General features: G+C 31.2%; 19 protein-coding genes and 1 tRNA gene. 12 read left to right on the top strand and 8 right to left on the bottom strand.

Annotated features, from left to right (window positions below; genetic code table 11):
* The first annotated feature begins 30 nt into the window (after positions 1-30).
* The 3 genes from KQ51_RS09280 to KQ51_RS01315 all read left to right on the top strand — a co-directional run bounded on the left by KQ51_RS09280 (position 31) and on the right by KQ51_RS01315 (position 3,281).
* Positions 31-759 carry a metallophosphoesterase gene (locus KQ51_RS09280; RefSeq protein ID WP_158497941.1) on the top strand — a complete coding sequence of 243 codons (729 nt, stop codon included), beginning with the start codon at positions 31-33 and terminating at the stop codon, positions 757-759.
* 163 nt (positions 760-922) lie between these two features.
* Positions 923-2,704 carry an indolepyruvate ferredoxin oxidoreductase subunit alpha gene (gene iorA / locus KQ51_RS01320; RefSeq protein WP_038468013.1) on the top strand — a complete coding sequence of 594 codons (1,782 nt, stop codon included), beginning with the start codon at positions 923-925 and terminating at the stop codon, positions 2,702-2,704.
* A gap of 4 nt (positions 2,705-2,708) precedes the next feature.
* Positions 2,709-3,281 carry an indolepyruvate oxidoreductase subunit beta gene (locus KQ51_RS01315; RefSeq protein ID WP_038468010.1) on the top strand — a complete coding sequence of 191 codons (573 nt, stop codon included), beginning with the start codon at positions 2,709-2,711 and terminating at the stop codon, positions 3,279-3,281.
* Between the two features lie 56 nt (positions 3,282-3,337).
* On the opposite strand, the gene KQ51_RS01310 is transcribed toward KQ51_RS01315, so the two are convergent.
* A complete protein-coding gene (locus KQ51_RS01310) occupies positions 3,338-3,592 on the bottom strand; it encodes a PspC domain-containing protein (protein WP_052609002.1) in 255 nt (84 codons plus the stop codon).
* Between the two features lie 168 nt (positions 3,593-3,760).
* Between KQ51_RS01310 and KQ51_RS01305 the strand changes: the two genes are divergently transcribed.
* Positions 3,761-4,741, top strand: a complete 981-nt coding sequence (locus tag KQ51_RS01305; RefSeq protein WP_038468008.1) for a hypothetical protein — start codon at positions 3,761-3,763, stop codon at positions 4,739-4,741.
* Between the two features lie 22 nt (positions 4,742-4,763).
* Here the strand turns inward: KQ51_RS01305 and KQ51_RS01300 are convergent, their stop codons facing one another.
* Both KQ51_RS01300 and KQ51_RS01295 read right to left on the bottom strand, forming a co-directional pair.
* Positions 4,764-5,684: an oxidoreductase gene (locus KQ51_RS01300; protein ID WP_038468005.1), complete on the bottom strand. Its 921-nt coding sequence runs from the start codon at positions 5,682-5,684 to the stop codon at positions 4,764-4,766.
* A 134-nt stretch (positions 5,685-5,818) separates the two neighbouring features.
* Complete coding sequence (locus KQ51_RS01295; RefSeq protein WP_038468002.1) at positions 5,819-6,532, bottom strand: hypothetical protein; 714 nt, start codon at positions 6,530-6,532, stop codon at positions 5,819-5,821.
* A gap of 262 nt (positions 6,533-6,794) precedes the next feature.
* Here KQ51_RS01295 and KQ51_RS01290 point away from each other — a divergent pair, with 262 nt between their 5' ends.
* From KQ51_RS01290 to KQ51_RS01280, 3 genes are all read left to right on the top strand, one after another.
* Positions 6,795-7,652, top strand: a complete 858-nt coding sequence (locus tag KQ51_RS01290; protein ID WP_038467999.1) for a DUF3137 domain-containing protein — start codon at positions 6,795-6,797, stop codon at positions 7,650-7,652.
* Positions 7,653-7,762: 110 nt separating this feature from the next.
* Positions 7,763-10,066 (top strand): ABC transporter ATP-binding protein/permease, encoded by a 2,304-nt coding sequence (locus KQ51_RS01285; RefSeq protein ID WP_038467996.1) that lies wholly within the window; start codon positions 7,763-7,765, stop codon positions 10,064-10,066.
* Positions 10,063-12,510: an ABC transporter ATP-binding protein/permease gene (locus KQ51_RS01280; RefSeq protein ID WP_038467994.1), complete on the top strand. Its 2,448-nt coding sequence runs from the start codon at positions 10,063-10,065 to the stop codon at positions 12,508-12,510. Before KQ51_RS01285 ends, KQ51_RS01280 begins: the two co-directional genes overlap by 4 nt.
* Before the next feature lie 58 nt (positions 12,511-12,568).
* Here the strand turns inward: KQ51_RS01280 and KQ51_RS01275 are convergent, their stop codons facing one another.
* The 4 genes from KQ51_RS01275 to KQ51_RS01260 form a co-directional block, all read right to left on the bottom strand.
* Complete coding sequence (locus KQ51_RS01275; protein ID WP_232958019.1) at positions 12,569-13,357, bottom strand: IS3 family transposase; 789 nt, start codon at positions 13,355-13,357, stop codon at positions 12,569-12,571.
* Positions 13,358-13,362: 5 nt separating this feature from the next.
* Positions 13,363-13,650 (bottom strand): helix-turn-helix domain-containing protein, encoded by a 288-nt coding sequence (locus KQ51_RS01270; RefSeq protein WP_038467988.1) that lies wholly within the window; start codon positions 13,648-13,650, stop codon positions 13,363-13,365.
* Between the two features lie 100 nt (positions 13,651-13,750).
* Entirely contained in the window at positions 13,751-14,248 is a 498-nt protein-coding gene (locus KQ51_RS01265; RefSeq protein WP_038467986.1) for a YcxB family protein, read from the bottom strand.
* A gap of 21 nt (positions 14,249-14,269) precedes the next feature.
* Positions 14,270-14,354 (bottom strand) — tRNA-Leu (locus KQ51_RS01260).
* A gap of 181 nt (positions 14,355-14,535) precedes the next feature.
* Between KQ51_RS01260 and KQ51_RS01255 the strand changes: the two genes are divergently transcribed.
* Positions 14,536-16,557, top strand: coding sequence for a beta-propeller domain-containing protein (locus KQ51_RS01255; RefSeq protein WP_038467984.1), 2,022 nt, complete (start codon positions 14,536-14,538; stop codon positions 16,555-16,557).
* 108 nt (positions 16,558-16,665) lie between these two features.
* On the opposite strand, the gene KQ51_RS01250 is transcribed toward KQ51_RS01255, so the two are convergent.
* On the bottom strand, positions 16,666-17,544 hold the full coding sequence (locus tag KQ51_RS01250; RefSeq protein ID WP_038467981.1) for a hypothetical protein: 879 nt from the start codon (positions 17,542-17,544) through the stop codon (positions 16,666-16,668).
* Between the two features lie 234 nt (positions 17,545-17,778).
* Here KQ51_RS01250 and ord point away from each other — a divergent pair, with 234 nt between their 5' ends.
* The 4 genes from ord to ortB are packed head-to-tail and all read left to right on the top strand — an operon-like array spanning position 17,779 to position 22,363.
* Positions 17,779-18,825: a 2,4-diaminopentanoate dehydrogenase gene (gene ord / locus KQ51_RS01245; protein WP_038467980.1), complete on the top strand. Its 1,047-nt coding sequence runs from the start codon at positions 17,779-17,781 to the stop codon at positions 18,823-18,825.
* A gap of 23 nt (positions 18,826-18,848) precedes the next feature.
* Complete coding sequence (locus tag KQ51_RS01240; RefSeq protein WP_038467977.1) at positions 18,849-20,693, top strand: potassium channel family protein; 1,845 nt, start codon at positions 18,849-18,851, stop codon at positions 20,691-20,693.
* Positions 20,686-20,988: a 2-amino-4-oxopentanoate thiolase subunit OrtA gene (gene ortA, locus KQ51_RS01235; RefSeq protein ID WP_038467975.1), complete on the top strand. Its 303-nt coding sequence runs from the start codon at positions 20,686-20,688 to the stop codon at positions 20,986-20,988. Before KQ51_RS01240 ends, ortA begins: the two co-directional genes overlap by 8 nt.
* Complete coding sequence (gene ortB, locus KQ51_RS01230) at positions 20,981-22,363, top strand: 2-amino-4-oxopentanoate thiolase subunit OrtB (protein ID WP_038467973.1); 1,383 nt, start codon at positions 20,981-20,983, stop codon at positions 22,361-22,363. The genes ortA and ortB overlap by 8 nt, the downstream gene beginning before the upstream one ends.
* Positions 22,364-22,371: the final 8 nt, after the last annotated feature.

Raw genomic sequence — 22,371 nt, 5'->3', positions numbered from 1 at the left:
TTTTTTGTGATATAATTAAGATGAAAGGGTGTGATACCCATTAATAAAAAGAAGTACTTTGTGATTAGTGATATCCATTCTCACTATTTATCGATGATAAACGCTCTAACTGAAAAAAAATTCGATTCAAATAACCCTGAACATCATCTTCTAGTACTAGGAGATTTATTTGATCGTGGTGATTTTGCTGTTGAAGTGTTAGAGTACCTCTATGAACTGAATCAAAATGACAAAGCAACTATTATTTTGGGTAACCACGATTCCTTCCTACTTGACTTTTTAGAAGGACAAAAAGAAAGAGTGCATTTTAACATTAAGTTTAATGGTTTTGGGAAAACTCTGCTTCAGTTGTCTGGACTGGAACCAGATAATGATAATTTAGATGAAATTCATACTTTGATCAATGAAAGATTTCCCAATCTTCAATCTTGGTTAGAATCGTTCCCCTATTTTCTAGAAATTGGAGATTATATCTTTGTACATGGTGGAATTGATGGAACTAAATTAGATTGGAAAACAAATTCTAGTCGCCGTGATTTTATTTGGTCTAGAGAAATCAAACTACATCGAATTGAAGGAAAAATAGTGGTTGCAGGACATCACCGTGTTGCAACGATTAGAAAGCAAACTTTAGACTACGATTTACTCTATAAAAGTAACCCTAAAATGTTCGATATTTTGTATGAAGATGGTAAAATATTGATAGATAGATTTGTAGAGGTATCTAATGAATTGAATGTATTAGTATTAGAAATGTAAGGCCTAGTTTAGGCCTTTTTATTTTGACACTTTAGTACTTTAACACAGTAAAGTGTTAGCGTTTTCATGAAAGTTCTTCTAACCTATTGAGGGGGAAAAAATATTTTGTTATAATGTGTATGTAAAAAATGTGAGTAACCGCTTACTTTAGGAGTGATAAAATATGAAAAAAATGATGACAGGAAATGAAGCACTTGCACGAGGTGCTTATGAAGCTGGTGTACACTTTGCTAGTGCTTACCCAGGAACACCAAGTACAGAAATATTAGAGAACATTGGAAGATATAAGGAAATTATCGCTGAATGGGCTCCAAATGAGAAAGTTGCCTTAGAGACTGTAATTGGAGCAAGTATTGCTGGAGGAAGATCTTTAGCTACAATGAAACATGTTGGAGTTAACGTTGCTGCTGATCCTTTATTTACATTTGCTTATACAGGTGTAAACGGAGGAAGTGTTTTAATAAGCGCTGATGAACCTGGAATGCATTCAAGCCAAAATGAACAAGACAATCGCAATTACGCTAAGTTTGCTAAGATTCCTATGATGGAACCTTCTAATAGCCAGGAAGCTAAAGATATGATTGTAGATGCTTATAATCTAAGTGAAGAATTTGATAGTCTTGTTATGATGAGATTAACTACTAGAGTTTGTCATTCAAAGAGCTTAGTAGAAGTTGGAGAAAGACAAGAAGTTGATTTAATAAAGTATGAGAAGAATTTCGAAAAGTACGTGGCTGTCCCGGCTATAGGAAGAAGATTGAGACATGTAGTTGAAGAGAGATTAAATAAACTAAAAGTATATACGGAAACATCAAAATGGAATTACGCAGTTAACAATGGCTCTAAAATTGGAGTTATTGCAAGTGGAATGAGTTATGAATTTGCGTGGGAAGCACTGGGAGAAACAGTAGATTATCTTAAATTAGGATTTACTAATCCATTACCAGCAAAACTAATAACTGATTTCTGTGATAAATATGATACTGTTTATGTTATTGAAGAAAATGATCCATACATCGAAGACTTTGCTAAACAACATTGTAAAAATATAATTGGTAAAGATTTGTTTCCTTATACAGGAGAAATGACACCAGATGTAATTAAACGATGTATTCTTAGTGAAAATGTTGAAGGTGTCGAAACTAACCCTGAACTATTTGTAGGGAGACCACCAACTTTTTGTAGTGGATGTCCTCATCGCGGGTTCTTCTATGAGTTAGGGAAAAAACGTAAAAAAATTATTGTAGCTGGAGATATTGGTTGCTATAGTTTAGCTGTTGGAGAACCTTATAACATGATGGATTGGTTAATTTGTATGGGTGCTTCTTATTCTAGTGCTCATGGAGCACAGAGAATTCAATCTCTAAAAGAGGATGACGATAGAAAATTATTTGCTGTTATGGGTGATAGTACTTTCTTCCATACCGGAATTAATTCACTACTTAATACTGTTTATAACGGTGGGAATACGGTAAATATTATTCTTGATAATAGAACAACTGGAATGACAGGACAGCAAGATAATCCAGGTACAGGATTCACCTTACAAAAAGATAGTGCTGCAATTGGAGATATTGAAGGAATATGTCGTGCTATTGGAGTTAAACATATAAGGAAAATTAATCCAAACGATTTAGAACTAGTAAAAGAAACTATTAACTGGGCTCTTGAACTAAATGAACCTGCAGTAATAATTACCGACTGGCCTTGTGTACTTAAAAAGAAATATAAAGAAGAAGACTTCAAAATATATGAAAACATTTGGCAAACAAAGGATATCGTTTTAGAAGACAAATGTACTGGATGCAAAGTTTGTTTAAAAAGTGGATGTCCATCATTAATATTTAATTCAGATTCAAAGAAAGTAATTATCGATAATAATACTTGTGTTGGTTGTGATGTTTGCTTACAAATCTGTCCGTTTGACGCTATTGCTAAGGAGTGATGATATGATAAAAAATGTAAAATTAGTTGGAGTTGGTGGACAAGGAACTATTCTTGCTGCCAAAGTCCTAGTAACAGCATTAATAAATGCTGAATATGATGTAAAAATGTCAGAAATCCACGGTATGAGCCAACGAGGTGGAAGTGTATCCTCAGAGATTAGATTTGGAGATAAAGTCTATTCTCCAGTTATTGAAAAAGGGCATGTTGATTATTTAGTATCATTCGAGCTTATGGAAGCTGCTCGTTCTATCAATTATATGAAAGATACAGGAGTGTTACTTATTAATGATCATAAAATAAACTCAATGGTTACTTTAAATGGTAAAGTTCAATATCCACAAAATATTGTTGAAGAACTATCAAAACAAGTAGATACTACTTTAATAAGTGCTACTGAGAAAGCTATTGAATTAGGAAATGCCAAAGCAATGAATATTATAATGCTTGGAGCATTAGTTAAAAAAATGAAACTTGAAGAATTAGATTTTATAAGTGCAATTAAGGAAAATGTAAAACCAAAATTTATTGATCTAAATATTGCGGCATTTACATTAGGGTTAAAGTTAGTTCCTTAATCACATTGCACCTCCTATAAAAAAAACGAACAACAATTGTTGTTCGTTTTTTATTTTTAATAGTAATACTCATCATCATTAATAGAATACTCATCATCTTTTTCTGTCTGTGTTATGACATCTTTTTTATCAGGCAACACAATCCACATAATAATATACACTATGAAAGGCATTCCTGCAGCAAATAGAAGTAATACAGTAATTAACCTTACCATACTTACATCAATATTGTACACTTCGCTAATTCCTTTGCATACCCCACCTAAAACTGAACCATTATCAGTTTTATATAATTTCTTACTCTCGTTCATATTTAACCTCCGATATAAATTACAAAAACATTATACCATTTTATTAGCAAGATATAAACTTTCCATAGACATTTAGTAATTATGGCTAAATAAGAGAACTTATTAAAGTAATAATGTGTATTTCTTATATTATACTAATTTGATATAATTAATATAGAGGTGAGTAAAATGAATAATGAAATTTTTATAGAGAAATATAAGAAATTCGGTATTAGTGAAGAGGATGTATACACTTATTTAGGAACTATTGTTAGGTTTGAAGAGTATGTAAAAAAAGATATTTCCGAAACAACTATTAAAGATATTGAGAGATATTTCGAATATTTGATTTCTATAAAAGAGAATACATACGGTAATGTTGTTCATTTCGCCAGATACTATTATTATATTAACAAAAAAGAAGAATATATCCATATGACAAAGTATTTTAATTCCTTAGGAGTATTGGAAAGTATACTAAATAGAATCACTCTCTACGAAACCAAAGAGTTGCAAAATCAAATTATCAAAAATATCGATTTACCACCTTTTGGACTTAGTTCAGAAGAATTACCTAAATATACTAAGGATTTCATGGACAAACTAAGCAAGTATTTACCAAGAGTGAAGTGTGATAGAATCCTGGCAGGAAATAATCATAAAATTCCTGAATCATCGTTCGATAAAGAGAAAGAGTATTATAGCAAGTCATCATCACTTAAAGAGTACTTGAGGGATAAACACGTTCGAAAGGTCGAAGAATTAAAGCATCACCTTGCTAATAATACAGTCTGGTTTGAGCAAATAATAACGAAAGAGGCAATTGAATATGTTGAGAGCAATCAAGAAATTTTGAGTGGAATTATCGAAAATGATAAGTTGTACGTAACAAAAATTCCATATGAGATTTCGAAATTCTTGGAAACTAATGACGAAGTATTGAAAAGATATTATGCTTGTCATTGCAGTTTTGTAAGAGAGAATATTTTGAAAGAGAATGTTGATATTCCTAAAGAGTGGTGCTATTGTAGTGCTGGATTTGCAAAGTATCCTTTTGAAGTTATCTTAGGTAAAGAGCTAAATGTGAAACTTCTAAAAACACCAATCGATGGCGATTACATTTGTAGATTTGAAATTGATTTAGCGGATACAGGATATAAAAAACTCTAATCATACTAGATTAGAGTTTTTTTTACACAATGAAATCAATATTCATTACTTTTTCTGAGTAATCCCAAAGTTGCTTTTGTAAGGTTTTATCATGTGATTTTCGATTAGATTTAGCTAGGTGGGGGTTACCTTTAGAGCCACCTAAATGTTCTGGGCCATAGAAATCTCCACCATTTGCAGTTTCATCTAAACATGCTCTAACCAATGATAAAGCTCCTTGCTCAGCAGTGTGAGAAAACATCTTCTGAAATACATTTATAGCGCTAGTAAACGCTTTTTGGCTTTTAATGTGTCTTCCAAGATTAGTTTTGGCAATCCCTGGATGAGCAACTAATACTTTTACATCTAATTGCTTTTCTTTTACAAGTCTATCTAATTCGTATGTGAATAATAGATTCTCCATTTTACTTCTTGAGTAAGATTGAGTTTTATTATAACTTTTTGGTTTTTCAAAAAGTAAATTATCAAACTTCATCCTTGCAAACCTATGAGCAATGCTACTAGTATTTACAACTCTTGAGTTTGTTGTATTTTTAATAGTCTTAAACAACAAAGCTGTTAAATAGAAATGTCCAAAATGATTAATTCCTTGTTGTAATTCTAATCCGTCTTCTGTAAATAGGTAAGGGGTTGTCATTACTCCAGCATTGTTGAGTAATATATCAATTTTGTCATATTTACTATTATATGTATCGGCAAAATTCTTAATCGAAGCTTTACTTCCTAAGTTTAATTCTATAAATTCTAATTGTGCATTAGGGTAATCAGCTTTGATTCTACTAATAGCTTCAAGAGCCCGTTCTTGTGATCTTGTAGCCATAATAACCGTTGCATCTTTGGATACAAACATCTTTACAGCTTCAAATCCTAAGCCACTACTTCCTCCAGTAACTATGATAGTTTTATCATTTAACGACTTAATATCTTCTAATTTCCAACTCATTTAAAACACCTCGCATTTTTATATAGTATAGCACTAATAAAAGAGAACTTGTGTAGATTTGTTCTATAATTTGCTTTTGTAGAAAAACAATGTTTCATGTGGAACATACTTGAATAAAAAAAGAAGAGTAAAATTTACTCTTCTAATAATCTGTAAACACCATACTCCTTTTGTGCTTTTAGAACAAATAGTTTGATATTGTATTTATATATTAATCTTCCTAAAACACCATTTGAATCTTCATTTCGTAAGTCTTTATGTTCCTGGGAACCTTCAAATATCATTACCGCAGGTACAAAATCATCTTTTGTATGAGTATATTTAAATTTATTAGTAGTTGCATCATTATAACTTGATAAGAATCTTCTTCGTGAAATCATATCAAACTTTGTGATGATTTCATATACCGCTTTGTCTAATGAACTAGTTGAATTCATTGGTTTTGCAGAAATTAAGTATATTTTGTCCATGGTTTCAGATACTAAACCGATATTTCCTACTTCAATATCTGAAGATATACCTTCAGGTAATCTTTTAATTGGTACATCATAGTCTAAAATTCGTCCTATCGAATAATCAACTTCTCCTACGCAGTCTAAACGATCGACACAATATAGTTGCTTAGCATATTTTCCGTCTTCTTTAATAATACAATCTTTACCATCGTGTGATTCTAATGCATATCCTAAATGTTGTTTGGCTAAGACATCACGATACTCTTTAAAGGTGATTCTTGAAAAATTAATTCTTTGATTAATAATTTCTTTTTCTAATTCACTTTTATTCTCTCTAGATGCTAGTTTTTTATAAACTTCGTAAAGTTTATACTCTTTACCCTGGAACTTCATTTTTATCACTCTTTTCTTTTTGATATTATGTGAAATAAAAACCCTTTCACATTTGTTATTTCTATTTTACCATAAATCATATAATATTAGTGAGAATTTGATGAAATATCAATAAAATGAAATATTGATTATTTGTTAATAATCCTTCAAATATTTCATTAAGCGCTATTTAACTTTATTTTGATTACAAATGTAAAGAATATTTCTTTTTTTAGTTTAATTTAGTATAATTCTAGTAGTTTAAACAACCTAGGAGGATTTTATGTTTGATGAAGTAAATAGAAAGAAAAAGGGATATGAGAAAGGGATAGTGATTTCATTTGTTATTATTGGAATTGCTTTTATAACATTTATACCTGTTGGTATGTCTGGGACAATGCCTTTTGTTAATATGATTTTTTTTATGGGTGGAGGGTTAATGTCTATATATTTCACCTCACAAATAAAGAAATTAAGTAATGAGTTTAAAGCGAAATACGTTGAACCAGAACTACAAAAAATATTTCCAGGGAGTGAGTTCTTTTTTGATACAGGATTTACTGAAGAAGAAGTAGTGAATACTAAACTCCTTCACCGACAAGACCGTTTCAGCAGTGAAGATATGATTATTGGGAACTTTGATGGAGTAAAGTTTTGTAGTAGTGATGTTCATATGCAAGACGTAAGAAAAAGTGGAAAGTCTACTACTGTAGTAACTGTATTTCAAGGAAGAATTTACGAATTTGATTTTAACAAGAACTTTAAGTATAATCTTCTTTTATTACAAAAAGGACAATTTAGACCATTTGAAGGATTCAATAAAATTAAAATGGAATCTGTTGTGTTTAATAGTGAACTGAAAGTCTATGCCAAAAATGATCATGAAGCTTTTTACATTCTAACTCCGCAATTTATGGAAAGACTTTTAGAATTAGATCATAAATACTCAGACAAGATTTCTTTTTCCTTTAAGAATAACAAGTTATTTATAGCTGTAGATAATAGAATTGATAATTTTGATATAAAGGCATTTAAAATTGTTGATTCAACTATTTTTGATTCTTACCTACAGGAATTTCTTGATATGAAAGAGTTTATAGTGTTATTAAAACTAAATTCAAGACTGTTTAAAGAGTTTTAAAAGAAGCTTATACAGCTTCTTTTTTTTGATGTGACAAAACTTTAATTATTATTCATTTATACACTAATTGTAAAGTAGTATAATTAATACATAAATAAGGTGGTGATTGGATGCTGCGTCTGGAAAATGTTAGTAAGTATTACTACTCGGGGTATAACATCGTACTAGCGCTACGCAAAATAAATTTAGAGTTCAAGATAGGTGAATTTGTAGCTATCACAGGAGAAAGTGGTAGTGGTAAGTCAACTTTACTTAATATTTTAAGTGGTTTAGATACCTATGAAGATGGGAAAGTTTTTATTAATGAAAAAGATATTTCTCACTATTCAGTTGATGAACTAGAGAATTACCGAAGAGATTATATCGGTTTTGTATTTCAAGATTACAATATTATTGATAGCTATACAGTATATCAAAATGTTGAAATGGCATTAACTGTTCAAGGTTATGCAAAAGAAGAAAGGCAGAGAAAAGCTCTAGAGTTGATTGATAAAGTAGGACTTACAAAATTGAAAAACCAAAGAGCAATTAAACTTTCTGGTGGAGAGAAACAAAGAATGGTAATCGCAAGAACTTTGGCAAAAGATTGTCAAGTTTTAGTATGTGATGAGCCAACAGGAAACTTAGATGTCGCTTCTAGTAAACAAGTTCTTGATTTACTTCATGAGATTTCTAAAGATAAATTAGTTATTGTTGTTACACACGATTTTGATGCGATAAAACAATATGCAACTCGTAAAATCAGACTTTATGACGGAGAAGTAATCGAAGATGATATTTATCATGATGCAATTACTACTACTGATGATATTCCTAGTAAATCATATTATACTAGATTCATTGATATGATTGGAATTTCTAATAGGAATGTATTTAGTGTTCCTAAAAAGTCGATGTTTACAATGCTTGTTTTGTCGTTTTTAATTATTTTTACTTTATACTCGTATGGTAATGGAATAATTGAATTGAACAAACCCTATACTGATAGTACTAGATATTTTGAGAATACAGATCAAAGTAGATTGATTGTTTCAAAATATGATAATACACAGTTTACAGATGACGAGTTAAATGAAATTCTTGAAATTAATGATGTTCGGGACATTGTTTCTAATGATGTTGTGTTAGATACGATATTGCTGACAACCATTTATAATCCGGCATATGGAAGCGATGATTTCTTTTATTATAAAATATTACCTTCTTCTTCATTGAATAAGTTAGATGTCTTAGAAGGAGAATTGCCTGTTAAAGCCAACGAAGTTGTTATAGGAGCTAATGGTGTCTATGAGGTTGGAGATTGGATAGGATTTTCTGATTCATATAGATTAATGGAACATGACGGAGTTGATACTTCACAATTTATGGTTAAAATTGTTGGGTTAACAGAAGAAAGACTAAGCTATGATAACCCATTGCATTCTGTCTATTTTACTACAGAAGGATTAGAAGAGATAAGTCCGTATAGTGTCTTTGAACATTCTCAAATATCTTTAGAAGTAACTGGGACTACTCTATATTTTACTCCCGAAGAAAGATGGATAACTGATGGTTCAGAAGAAAGTAGAACGGACACTTTTACAATTGTAAACAATTTAATGATTGATGACAGTCTAGAAGATGATGTTATTTTATCTTTTAATATGATGTTTTTTGATATTTGTCGTGATTTTGGATATAAAAAAGAATTATCAGATGATATGGATGCTGGGCTTTGTGATGCTAGTGACTTTATTGATTCACATGATTTTAGGTTCAGATCAATTACTACATTTGAAAGTACTGATTTATTTACAGATATCACAATTTTAACTGAAAACCAAGCAAATCCTTTGGCCTACTCTTTATATATGAATACGGCGACATTCAATAAGCATTTTGGTGAAACTAATTACCAAATCACTGCTGTTGTTTATGACGGATTTAATGGAAAAGTTGTAGTTGAAGAACTTAGAGAAATGGGCTATAAAGCCTATTATCCTAGTCGCATAATAGAAGAAGAGGATTATTTAGCAATTGTAATTAATAATGTTAGAGTAATGTTTTTAATACTTGTTATGGTAGCAATGATTTTCTTTGTTGGTTACTTTGTACTTAGAAATATAGTTATGAGTAAACAAAAAGATTATCTAATATATCGTTCACTAGGTACCTCTAAAAGAATCATTCAAACAATGATTTACCTTGAGACAGTAATTTTGACGATTTTCACATCAATCATCGTTATTGGACTATTAGTTCTTTTAGAACAGTTTAAAACACCGATTCCCAATATACTAAGATTCTTCTCTTGGGTAGATTACACTGTAATCTTCGGAGGTATATTCCTTATATTAGGATTAATGATAAGAAACTTCTCAACACGTATATTTAACGTAAGTGTCATTTCCTCATTGAAGGGGGTAGAATCATGATCCGATTGAAAAATTTGAATAAATACTTTAATAAAGGCAAAGTGAATCAAAACCATGTTGCCAGGGATATAAATTTAGAATTTGCGGATAATGGACTTGTAGTATTACTTGGTACTAGTGGGAGTGGGAAAACGACACTTCTAAATGTTCTAAGTGGTATGGATAAATTTGATTCAGGTATTCTAGAATTTAATGGCGAAGTATTTACTAAATATAAAAGCAGTACATGGGATAAACTTAGAAAAGAAAAAATTGGATATATTTATCAAAATTATCACTTATTAAAAAACATCACAGTATATGAAAATATCGAAATGTCTTTGAAGATGTTTGGTGTTAAGGATGATGAAGAGATAGCTAAACGAGTTAATTATCTGTTAAAAGCTGTTGGGTTGGAAAATTATGGTGATCGACTAAGTAAACAACTTAGTGGAGGACAACAACAACGTGTAGCATTTGCTAGAGCATTATCAAAAAATCCAGAAATCATTCTAGCTGATGAACCAACAGGGAATGTTGACAGTAAAACAACAATTGAATTAATGCATATCCTGAAATCAATTTCTAAAACAAAGCTAGTAATTATGGTTACACATGAGCAAGCATTAGCTCATTATTATGCTGATAGAATCATTGAGATAGAAAATGGTGCGATTATTAAAGACTTTTTAAATGATCAAACTCAAGACTTATTGTTATCACAGGAACAGATAATTTATCTTAAGGATTATGAAGAGAAAGTTATAAAAAATGATAACGTTAAACTTACTCACTATGTTGAGGAAGTATTAGAAAAACCTGATAAATTAGATATTGATTTGATTGAAAGAAACGACACTCTATATGTCAGAATAGATGCAAAGAAAGCAAGAAACATAATTTATATAGACAAAGATAGTGAAATAGAGTTATTAGATGAATCTAGAAAAGATTTTAATCTGAAAGAGCAAAAGAAATTCGTGTTAGACCCTATCAAACGAGAAGGGGATAAAAAAATTAAGAGCACAATAACCATTAAAGATTCACTGATGTACGCTCTGAGAAAAATTGATGTTTTAAACTATGGTGGAAAAATGTTATATCTAGTTTTAGCTCTTGTTGGAGTCATTACTAGTCTTAGTGTTGGACTACTCGGTGAAGCATTTAACTTTGAAGAAACCTATGCTCAAGCTAGTAGAAACTATATCTTACTAGAGACTGGAAATGCTTCATATGAAGATTTAATTGCTTTAGAAGATTTAGAAGGTGTTGAACATGTTATGTTCATTACTAAAGAAGAGAAATTCCGCATCGAATCAAATAAGTATTATGAAGTTTCAAATGGAATAACTTTTGAAGCAGTACCTGTTATTTTAGAGTTATTAGACGAATCAACTTTAATTAAAGGACGTGTTCCTGATGAGGGTGAATTTGGAATTGTAATTGATAAATCAATTGCGGATGAATTAATTAGAAAAAACAGTGAACGTGGTATCGAGACATATGATGATATATTAAACTGTAACTTTAAAATTCAGACAAGCGGTTCAGATTATAATTACGAAGGAACTAGTAAGTTATTGTTCCCTATTACAGGAATAGCAGAAGATAACTCGAAAACTATTTGGATGGAAGAACAATTAATCTATACCATAGTAACTACGAATTTAATCGATTATGAAATTCTTGGCGATGGATTTGTAATAAACGAAGGAGTACTCCCTGAATATAGTAGTTATATTATGATAAACTCTCATAGCCAATTCTTAGCTGATGGAGATGTACCTTCAAAAATCGGTATAGCAACTGGAGAATATGAGATTAGTGGTATCTACGACTACATTGTGGATGGTGTTGAATATAATTTAAGCAACGCAGTTGTAACCACTGATGAGTTGATTAAACAGGAATACTATATATCAAAATATCGTTATGGTTCTACATTAGATGTATTTGTCTATTCTAATGATGTTGAGAACACAATGTTAACACTTAATGGATTAGGATATGATGCGACCAATATATACTTAGAATTAGATGAGATAAATATGGAGATTAAACTTCAAGATAGAGCAAATATTTTATTCTTAAGTATTACGGCTATTGTCGTAAGTTCATTATCAATATTCTTTATCATGAGGAGCAGTTTGCTCTCAAGGGTATATGAAGTTAGTGTTTATCGTAGTTTAGGAGCGTCTAAATGGGAAATAAGAAAGATGTTCTTTGTTGAGATAATGCTTGTTACAACACTTAGTACAATCCTTGGGTATATATTGATGTGTTTAATATTAGCTCAAGCAGAAGCTGCAAGTGGAGGTTATGTGAATCTCTTTAAATTTACATTCCTATCAGTAGGGATTGGATTAGTAGGACTTTATGTTGTTAATATAGTCTTTGGGCTTATCCCAATTAACTTCTTACTAAGAAAAACACCTTCTGACATAATGAAAAAGCATGATTTATAAAAAAAAAGAAGCTCATTTGAAATGAACCCAAAAAAGTAGACACTTTAAAAAAAGAGGTCTACTTTTTATTTAACCTACGACGTTTAGTGTTGTAGAAATGTATCCATTCATGTACTAATTGTATATATTCATCTAGTGTTGTGATAGTATTATTATATAGAGTTTCTTTCTTCAGTATTGAATGAAAACTCTCTATAACTGCGTTATCAAGAGGAGTGCCTTTCCTACTCATGGAAGTGACAATACCGTTTGATGCACAGATTATTTTAAATTCAGTTGTAAGATACTGAAAGCCTTGATCTGAATGGAGGATGAGTCCATTCAGATCTTTTGTTTTGGTTATTGCTTTGTTCAACGTATCCATAACTAGCTTTTTATCATTACTTTTACTGATTTGATAGGCTACCACATCTCTTGTTTCTAAATCTATTATTGTACTTAAGTATGCTTTCTTACCGTTCTTAATTAGATGTAAATACGTAATATCTGTAACCCATCCTCTTTGATTAAAGTTTCGTTTTAATAAATCAATACTTGCTTCCTCTTCCGTATATTGATTCACGTAATTCCTTTTTTGCTTTTTAATATACTCCGCTACCACACTGTACTTTTTCATAATCCTTGCTACTTTTTTGTGGTTTATTACTAGTCCATACTCGTCTGTTAATACAGCGTATATTCTTCTGTATCCATATGTTTTCTTGTTCTCATCAAAGATTTCTTTAATCATTATGTAATCATCGTAATCCGGATCCTTTGTCTTCCTGTATTTGTAATATGTTGATGTGCTTATTTCTAGAACTTCACACATCAATTTAATTTTATACTGATTTCGGTATTTCTCGATAAAAGCTATTTTTTCTCGCGATCTACCTCCTCTAAGAATTCCTGGAACTTCTTTAAGATTTCATATTTCTCTTTGTAATTTACCTCTTCATCTTGTACAGGTCTGCCTTTCTTCTGTACGTCTAAAGACCCATCTCTTTTGAAAATTCTCACCCATGTTGCTATTGTTCTCCACTTTACTCCATACTGTTTTTCTAAAAACGCATAACTCTTTCCTTCGTTAATCTTCTCATTTACTATTTGTAGTCTTAATTTGATATCATACTTCTTAAACTTTTGTCCTTTCTTTGCCATACAAAAAACACCTCCATACTATTATTATAGTACAAAGGTGTTTATCTTCTTTTTTTAAAGTGTCCACTAAATGGGGTTCACTCTACATTTGAGCTTCTTTTTAAAATTTTTCAGGGATAGATTGTTGGATTAATTCAATAATTCTAGTTACTATGTGCTCGTCATAAGCGCTTTTTGATATATATAATCCACTATATCTATTTAGGAAAAGAATTATATCCTCTTTACGGTTATATACTTTGAATATTTCTGAATACATTATCTTCTGACAAACAACGTCAGTTTCGGAAATGAAGTTGTCCTCGTTAAAAGTAACATAGACTTCGTAATCTTGAAGGTTATTCCTATCAAAATTTTTGTCACTTGCTCTTATTACCGAGTAACGGATAACGAATGGGTACAAAGCTAAAAACGCACCTATGACTAAATTTAGTGTGTTTGGTACCCAAAAAATATAGATTCCTACTTGTACTAATCCTAAGAGAGGTCCAAGGTATTGAAGGATTCTTCTTAAAGGTCGTCTTTCAATTGCTGAAAAAATATTGTATCTTCTAAGTTCTTCTTTAGTTCTTTTAATGGTAATTCTCGGGTTATCCATATAGATACCTCCTCGTATTTATGGTGCGGTTGATGGGATTTGAACCCACACATCCATAAGATACTACCCCCTCAAGGTAGCGCGTCTGCCATTCCGCCACAACCGCAACTAGCAATATTATTATACACTAAATAAAAGATTATTGTATATTTTTCTAGACGTTATTGTACTTCACATAAAAATTTTTGTAAGTAATTTATATAAGGTGCAAAAATAATTTTTCGATAGTATCATAAAATTGTGAAGTAACAATGGATGAATTACTATTGAAATGGAGGAAAAATAAAATGAAAAAAATTATGTTATTCTTTGTAAGTATTGTATTTTTAGCTGGATGTAATGGTGCTCTGAATGATCAAGGATGTAGTACTGGTTTTCATAAGCAAGATGATATTTGTGTAGAAGATTTTAATAATGAAGGTGATTTTGAATCGAGCGATGATATTGTTAATGCTTTCTTAACTTTTAATAAGAAACAAGGATTAATGAATACGCGTTTCGGGTGGTTTAGTACATTTTTGTTTGGTAGCATAGGGATGAATAATGATAGCGCCGAGCGAGCTACTACTACTAGCGCAAAAGGTAGTGATGATTACTCTGAAACCAACAATCAAGTTGAGGGTGTTGATGAAATGGATAATGTCCTAACTGATGGTAAGTATATTTACATTTCTAACTATGACAAAATTCAAATAGTTTTGGCTTACACAATTGAAGATGAATATGAAGTGTTAGACGTTGTTAAGGAAATCACTTTTGATGACTTAACCCCTGAGGACGGACATTTCTACTTTAATGGTATGTATGTTGATGAGGATAGATTTATCGTTGTAGGTACTTCAAATAGTTACACTTGTCATAATGAAGAACCTAACCTAGATGAAACCAATCGTTATACATATTGTCAATATTATGATTATCACAATACAACTCATGTATGGGAATATACAAAAGACGATTTTAAATTAAAAAATGAATATGAGTTAAGTGGATACTTTGTTGGAAGTAGAAAAATAGAAGATGATTTATATTTTGTTACTAATGAATATATTCCGTTCTATCACGTTAATAATGAGGATGTTGATTTTAGTATTGATACATACATCCCTAATTATAGTATTAATGGAACTAATATTAAATTATCTTATAGTGAGGTAATGTATGTTGAAGGTACAGAACCAACTAACTTTACAACTTTCTATGGTATTAATTTAGATACTGAAGAAGTATCGACTGAAGTTATTCTTGGTGAAGGTGGATACAATTTATATGTTTCAACGGAAAATATCTATCTAACTGGTACTAAATGGAATTGGAATAATGATTTCATAGCAGCTTTGGAAGCTGACGAAAATGCAGAAACTGAAGAAGACCCATATGAAATTGAAACTTCGATTGTAAGAGTAGAGATTGAAAATGGTACTGTTAGTTTTGGCGCTGAAGGCAGTGTTCCTGGAGTTGCATTAGATCAATTCGCAATGGATGAAAATGGTGAGTATATCAGAATTGTGACTACTACTAGTAATTGGTGGTGGTGGGGTAACACATCTGAAATCAATAATCGTTTAATGGTATTAGATATGGATTTAAATGTTATATCTACATTAGAAAGGATTGGTAAAGAAGGTGAAACCGTGCAATCAACTAGATTTGTTGGAGATTATGCATATGTTGTTACTTTCTTAAGAACAGATCCATTCTATGTCATTGATTTAAGTGATCCAGAAAATCCTGAAAAACTAAGTGAACTCGAAATCCCTGGTTTTAGTGATTACTTACAACCAATTGGTGAAGATTACATATTAGGTATTGGTTATGGTGATAATGAAGGTGGAACGCAAGGTTTAAAAATTAGTTTATATGATGTTAGTGATAAGACGCATGCTGTAGTAGCAAGTGAAATTGTTTATCCGTATAGTGATAATGGGTATATTTGGACTTCAACAGTATATAATCACAAGGACTTACTTGTATCGTTAAGTAAAGGAATAATTGCATTACCATATACAGAATACTCATGGGGCAATGAAACTAATGATTATCATTGGACATATAACACAGGTGTAATGGTGTTGAATCTAGATATTGAAAATGGTGTAATTAGTGAACGAGGTAGAGTTGAACATAGTGAAGCTGATTATCACGATATATATGTTTATAAATCTAAATTCATTGACGACTATTTATATACAATCTCAAGTAAATTCATTAAGGTTTCAACAATTGATGATCCTGAAACTATCTTAGAAACATTGATGATTGGGGAATCAAGAGAATATTATTATGGGCAAGAAGTATTTATTGATTAGGTATTAAGGTTTGCTATAACTAAAAAACCTCTAATATATATCTTACACTTTCTATAGCTTGATAGCTTTAGATAAAGAAAAAAGGAAAGCGCCCCCCGCTTTCCTTTTTTATATATTACTTTTGTATTTTCTCTTTATTCCTAAAGGTTCTTTCATGAATAACTCGATACATTCATCTATGCTATTTGCACAATTTGTAACTAAATAATGTTTTAGTATATCATAGATTCTAATTGAACAGTATTGTGTTGTAATTTTGGCTAATACTTCATCTGAATATACAATATCTCTGAATGTTCTTTCTAAATAGCGGATTTCTTCTCTCTTGTTTTCCAACTCATCTTTTAGAAAACCCCTAATATCTTTAGTGTCCTTGTAATGCTCTGTTAGGTAAAGTCGGCTTTTAGCATATTTCGTCTTCTCATTTTTCATAGTTTTGTGAGCTTTTTTAAATACAAGTATTAAGGAAAAGTAAAAGATTGCAAAACTAATTGAGACATACATATATAAGAATTCAACATATAAAGCGTTATTGAATCTTAAATGCTCTGTGAGCATTAGCAAAAATGATATCGTAAACAAAGTTCCTAACAATGTAGGGATGATTATATCTGGATATTTTATCTTTATCTTTTTTCGTATTTTAAAATACAATACTCTTAAAACAAAATATATTATAAATGATAGAAACATAAAACTAAGGTAGATATAAGCCGGGATGATTGATGTGAAATCAAAATAAAGAAATCCAACTATTAAATAGACAATAGATACTCTTTTTGAAAAAGTAGTCATAGCTGCTCCTAAATAGTCATATATATATGGTCTATTTTGACTCAAAATATTAGAGACTTCATTATAATCGTTCTCTAACTTATCCAATTGATTCTTAGCTTCCTTGATATCATTGTTTAATGCATGTAAATTGTTACCAATTCCGTTTTTGATGTCCTTCAATATTTGTAAATTCTCATCATAAGATTTCATTACAAAACACACCCCTTAAATAATTACTAGTATATATACAATTATAGTTATAATTACTCTACGTGTCAATTTTTGATACGCCTTTATGAATAGAGCGTAGTAGTGCGCTTTAGTTAGTTGAAGTGAACACTAGGTTTTGTTTATTTTTTTAAGTATAAAACTATTTGATTGAAAGCGTTTTTATGGTAATATATATTGTGGTTATAATACTATAATTTTTAAAAGGAGAAAATGATGAAAAATATTAAAATTGTAATATGGGGATTTGGAGCCATGGGTAAAGGTATGGCGGATATGTTATTAACTAAAAAAGGTGTAGAAATAACTGGTGTATGTGACTTGCATCCAGACCTTGTAGGAAATAGCATTTTTAATGTTTTAGAAGAGAAACAAAACAACCATAAAAATGTTCTTGTTTCAAATAATATTGATGAATTACTAAATAAAGAGAGTTGTGATCTAGTGCTACTTTGTACTGATTCATACACTAGAAAAGCCTTTCCTAAGATGAAGATGATTTTAGAGGCAGGAATTAACTGTATAAGTACTGCTGAAGAAATGGCATATCCTAAAGCTCAGGAACCAGAATTAGCTAAAAAACTAAATATAATTGCTAAGGAAAATGGAGTTACTGTTTTGGGAACTGGAATTAATCCGGGATTCATTATGGATTTACTTGTTATTGCGTTAAGTGGTACAATGATAGATGTAGAGCATATTGAAGCAAATCGTGTAAATAGTCTAAGTCCATTTGGACCTGCAGTTATGGAAGAACAAGGTGTAGGGATTACTGTTGATGAATTTAATCATGGAGTAGAAACTGACACTTTAGCAGGACATGTTGGATTTGCTGAAAGTATTTATATGATAGCTGATGCACTAGGTAAAAAACTTGATGGATATGAACAGCAAATGAAACCTATCGTTACTTCTCTTGATCGTAAAAGTAAATATGGTGAAGCGCTAAAAGGTAACGTTGCAGGTGTTAATATGACAGGGCAGGGACTTATTGATGGAGAAGTTTTTATTGACATGAAACATCCACAACAAATCGAACCTGAAATGGAAGGAACTAATACTGGAGACTATATTAATATCAAAGGTACTCCAAATATACATATGGCTATTACTCCAGAAATTGATGGAGGTATAGGAACTATTGCTATGTGTGTTAATATGATTCCTCATGTCTTGAATTCAAGACCAGGGTTAAAAACTATGATTGATTTACCAGTACCAAGAGCAATATTAGGAGACATGCGCGAATTACTCGAAGATTAATAAATATCTAAGGAGTGAAGCAAATGGCAGAAGATACTAAAAAAACAACTAAAAAGAAACCGGCTATAAAGAAGCCAACTACAAAAAAACAGACAACCAAGAAATCGACAGCAAATACGACTAAAAAAGTACCTACAGCAAAGAAGACTTCATCACCAAAGAAAACTTCAGTGGTGAAAAAGAGTACTACAACAGCAAAGAAACCTGTTACTAAAAAAAGTCCTTCTAGTACTAAAAAGAAACCTAGTACAACTAGCCCTAAGAAGGTAAATACAAAACCGGTGAATTCTGGTAAAACTACCTCTAAAAGTGTCAAAAACGATAAGAAATCATCAAATTTGAGCTCTAGAGGAGTCAAAACTACTAAGAAAGTTACAAAGCCCAAACCAAAAAAAAGAGTTAAAAAGAAATCAGAGTTAACTACTTTAGAAGCTTTGGAACAAGCTGTTGATCATAAAGAAATAGTAGAAAAACAACCACTAGGTAAAACATTTTATTTGATTTTTGCGTTAGCTATTTACGCAATTGCATTCTTCTATATAAATAATATTGTTTACGATAATAGTGATTTATTGCAGAGTGGGATTTTTGCATTTGCTGCAGTATTTATTCTCTTTGTGTTAATGCTGTTTAATATTCATAAGCTATTTATTAATTTCTTCTTTTTGCCTTTTAAGAGATTGTTTAAGCAGTCTAGAAGAGAGATTAATAAGGAAATTATGTTTAGTGTTGGAAAAAATAAAGCACAAACAACTTTCAATAAATATAAATCTTTATTCACATTGATTTTGTACGGACTATTGGCAGGATTCTTAATGTATTTCTCTATAATGGGTTCTATTATGGAGGGAGATAAAATCCTTAAAATTATTACTGACGCAGGACTAACATTACTTATCTTCTTAGTTGTAGTGTGTTCGTGGCAGTATCTGTTCAATATAATTCCTAGTATTTTGGATAAAAGTATTGATGCTAGAAATGGATTTATTCTAACTTTAAGTGCGGTTATTTTAGTAATATATGTTGTGTTCTTGCTACTTGATATTGTTTATCTTGCTGAGATAATGATATTTGTCCTCATAATAGGGTTTATAGCGCTATTGGGTGTAAATCTTAATATGATTGTTGGAGAGATTAATATCTTCCAAAATCTAAGAGGAAGAAAAAGTAAGGTAATTACAAGAGTTGTATTTATAATATTCTTCGGATTCCATGTTTATGTTATTTTGTATGCAAGTGTTGTAGCGTATAGTATCTATAACTGGGAGCCTAATTCATTTGTTTTTAGCACTTTTGATTATAAACAAGAAATAATAACTGATTTAACAGATCAAGATAATGAGCAACTTACCCAAATATATTGGGACGATGATGGTGATGGATTAACACCTGTTGTACCATTAACTGATGTATATTGGGATGATGATAATGATGTATTAACTCCAGTAGTCTTACTCACAGAATTTTACAATGATGAATTCGAACCAGTTCGCAATATTTACGATAGTAACGGGCTACAAATAAGTCTTAGAAGTGAAGATGGAAGTTTTATGGACTGGGCTGTTCCAGTAAGAGATATTGGAACAACAAGTTGCAATACATTTTATAATGATGGAATGTTTGCTTGTTCAGAGAATGTACAACAACTTCACACGTATGGTGATTTTTTATACTGGACTGTAGTAACAGTATCAACTATTGGATATGGGGATGTGCATCCTTCAACTGAATATAATATAGCAATGGGATGGGGAGGTTTCCTAGGTATTTATGGGTTAACTTTCTTTGCATTAAGTATCTCATTTGTAAGTAATATAGCTATGGAGGGAGTAAACTCCGTGAGAGAGGAAAACAAGAACGATGATTGATAAAGGGACATACGTTCGGATAAGAAGAACCCTTCTTAAACCAGGTGAAAGAAGTCCGAACTTACCAGAAGATACTAAGAAAGTTCCACTAAAAATGTGGATTAAAGGATACTTACAGGAAGATGCAGATCTTTTTGATATAGTAACAATAAAAACAATTACAGGAAGATACGAGACAGGAAGATTGAAAGAGGCGAATCCACCGTATAAACATTCATATGGTGATTTTGTTCCTGAAATCCTTGTTCTTAGAGATATAATTCATAGTGATATGGATGGTGAATTTGATGAGTAAAGAATATACAGAATTCATGAATAGAAGAAATGAAATAATGAAGAAATCAGTCGGTATAGACTATCAAAAATACGAGCAAAAAGGTATAGGATTTGATTTTGAATTAATGATGAATGATCAAGGTTATAACTTAGAGAAAATCATTAAGATTCAAAGTGAAAATATGGTAGGGAATACTCCTCTTGTGGAGCTCAAAAACATAACTGCCTATGCTCGTAAATACGCTCAAAGCGGTAAAGGTGCAAGAATTTTTTTGAAGGATGAAGCGGCTAATTTAAGCGGTTCATTCAAGGCTAGACGTGCTGCTTTAGCTGTCAATACAGCAAAAGAGTTAGGCTATAAAGGTGTGATAGCTGCAACCAGTGGAAATTATGGTGCTGCAGTAGCTGCTTTGGCAGCGAAAAAGGGTTTAAAATGTATCATTGTTCAAGAGTGTTTTGACAGTGAAAATAATAGCCAACCAGAGATAATTGAAAAAGCTCGAAAGTGTGAAGCTTATGGAGCAGAAGTTGTTCAACTTTCTGTAGGGCCGGAACTGTTTTATATATTTCTAAAACTGTTAGACGAAACAGGATACTTTAATGCTTCGTTATATTCACCTTATGGAATCAAAGGAATAGAATCTCTAGGGCATGAAATAGCAAATGAAGTTTATGATTTAGAAGGAAAGTATCCAGAAGCAGTAGTTATTACTAATGCTGGGGGAGGTAATCTAACTGGAACCGCTAGAGGGCTTAAAGATGCCGGAGCGGTAGATACAAAGATTATTGCTGCGTCTGTAGATTTATACGGATTACATATGGCAAGTGATAAAGATTTTAATAGAAAATCATTCACTACTGGACATACTGGATTTGGAATACCTTTTAGTACGTATCCAGACCGAAGCGATGTACCTAGGAGTGCTGCGAGACCTTTGAGATACATGGATCGATATTTAATGGTAAATCAAGGTAGTGTATTCTTTATGACAGAGGCTCTAGCTCAACTTGAAGGTATGGAAAGAGGACCAGCTGGTAATACTAGTTTAGCGGCTGCATTTAGCTTAGCACAAACCATGAGCAAAGAAGAGATTATCGTTGTTCAGGAAACAGAATATACTGGTGCAGGGAAACATATTCAACCACAATTATCTTTTGCAAAAAGAAATGGGATTGAAGTAATGTTTGGGAACCCTAATGATGAGACACCAGGAGAGAATATCATCTTACCTAAAGATGGTAGTTACATAAAACATGTTGAATTAGATATGGATAACTTAAGAAAGTCCTATTTAAAGCGATATAAAGATAATGAATTATCAACTGACGACTATCAATTCCTAGCAGATGAGTTAGGAATTACTTGTGTTGAAGTTGAAATATTACTAAAGTAGGTGTAAAT

Source organism: Candidatus Izimaplasma bacterium HR1 (assembly GCA_000755705.1).
GTDB lineage: Bacteria > Bacillota_I > Bacilli_A > Izemoplasmatales > Izemoplasmataceae > Xianfuyuplasma.
This window is presented reverse-complemented; position numbering and strand designations above follow the sequence as displayed.

Bases quoted from the DNA above. Each gene is read 5' to 3' on its own strand.
- iorA (WP_038468013.1), top strand. From the start codon at position 923: ATGAAAAAAATGATGACAGGAAATGAAGCACTTGCACGAGGTGCTTAT.
- KQ51_RS01315 (WP_038468010.1), top strand. From the start codon at position 2,709: ATGATAAAAAATGTAAAATTAGTTGGAGTTGGTGGACAAGGAACTATT.
- KQ51_RS01310 (WP_052609002.1), bottom strand. From the start codon at position 3,592: ATGAACGAGAGTAAGAAATTATATAAAACTGATAATGGTTCAGTTTTA.
- KQ51_RS01305 (WP_038468008.1), top strand. From the start codon at position 3,761: ATGAATAATGAAATTTTTATAGAGAAATATAAGAAATTCGGTATTAGT.
- KQ51_RS01300 (WP_038468005.1), bottom strand. From the start codon at position 5,684: ATGAGTTGGAAATTAGAAGATATTAAGTCGTTAAATGATAAAACTATC.
- KQ51_RS01295 (WP_038468002.1), bottom strand. From the start codon at position 6,532: ATGAAGTTCCAGGGTAAAGAGTATAAACTTTACGAAGTTTATAAAAAA.
- KQ51_RS01290 (WP_038467999.1), top strand. From the start codon at position 6,795: ATGTTTGATGAAGTAAATAGAAAGAAAAAGGGATATGAGAAAGGGATA.
- KQ51_RS01285 (WP_038467996.1), top strand. From the start codon at position 7,763: ATGCTGCGTCTGGAAAATGTTAGTAAGTATTACTACTCGGGGTATAAC.
- KQ51_RS01280 (WP_038467994.1), top strand. From the start codon at position 10,063: ATGATCCGATTGAAAAATTTGAATAAATACTTTAATAAAGGCAAAGTG.
- KQ51_RS01270 (WP_038467988.1), bottom strand. From the start codon at position 13,650: ATGGCAAAGAAAGGACAAAAGTTTAAGAAGTATGATATCAAATTAAGA.
- KQ51_RS01265 (WP_038467986.1), bottom strand. From the start codon at position 14,248: ATGGATAACCCGAGAATTACCATTAAAAGAACTAAAGAAGAACTTAGA.
- KQ51_RS01255 (WP_038467984.1), top strand. From the start codon at position 14,536: ATGAAAAAAATTATGTTATTCTTTGTAAGTATTGTATTTTTAGCTGGA.
- KQ51_RS01250 (WP_038467981.1), bottom strand. From the start codon at position 17,544: ATGAAATCTTATGATGAGAATTTACAAATATTGAAGGACATCAAAAAC.
- ord (WP_038467980.1), top strand. From the start codon at position 17,779: ATGAAAAATATTAAAATTGTAATATGGGGATTTGGAGCCATGGGTAAA.
- KQ51_RS01240 (WP_038467977.1), top strand. From the start codon at position 18,849: ATGGCAGAAGATACTAAAAAAACAACTAAAAAGAAACCGGCTATAAAG.
- ortA (WP_038467975.1), top strand. From the start codon at position 20,686: ATGATTGATAAAGGGACATACGTTCGGATAAGAAGAACCCTTCTTAAA.
- ortB (WP_038467973.1), top strand. From the start codon at position 20,981: ATGAGTAAAGAATATACAGAATTCATGAATAGAAGAAATGAAATAATG.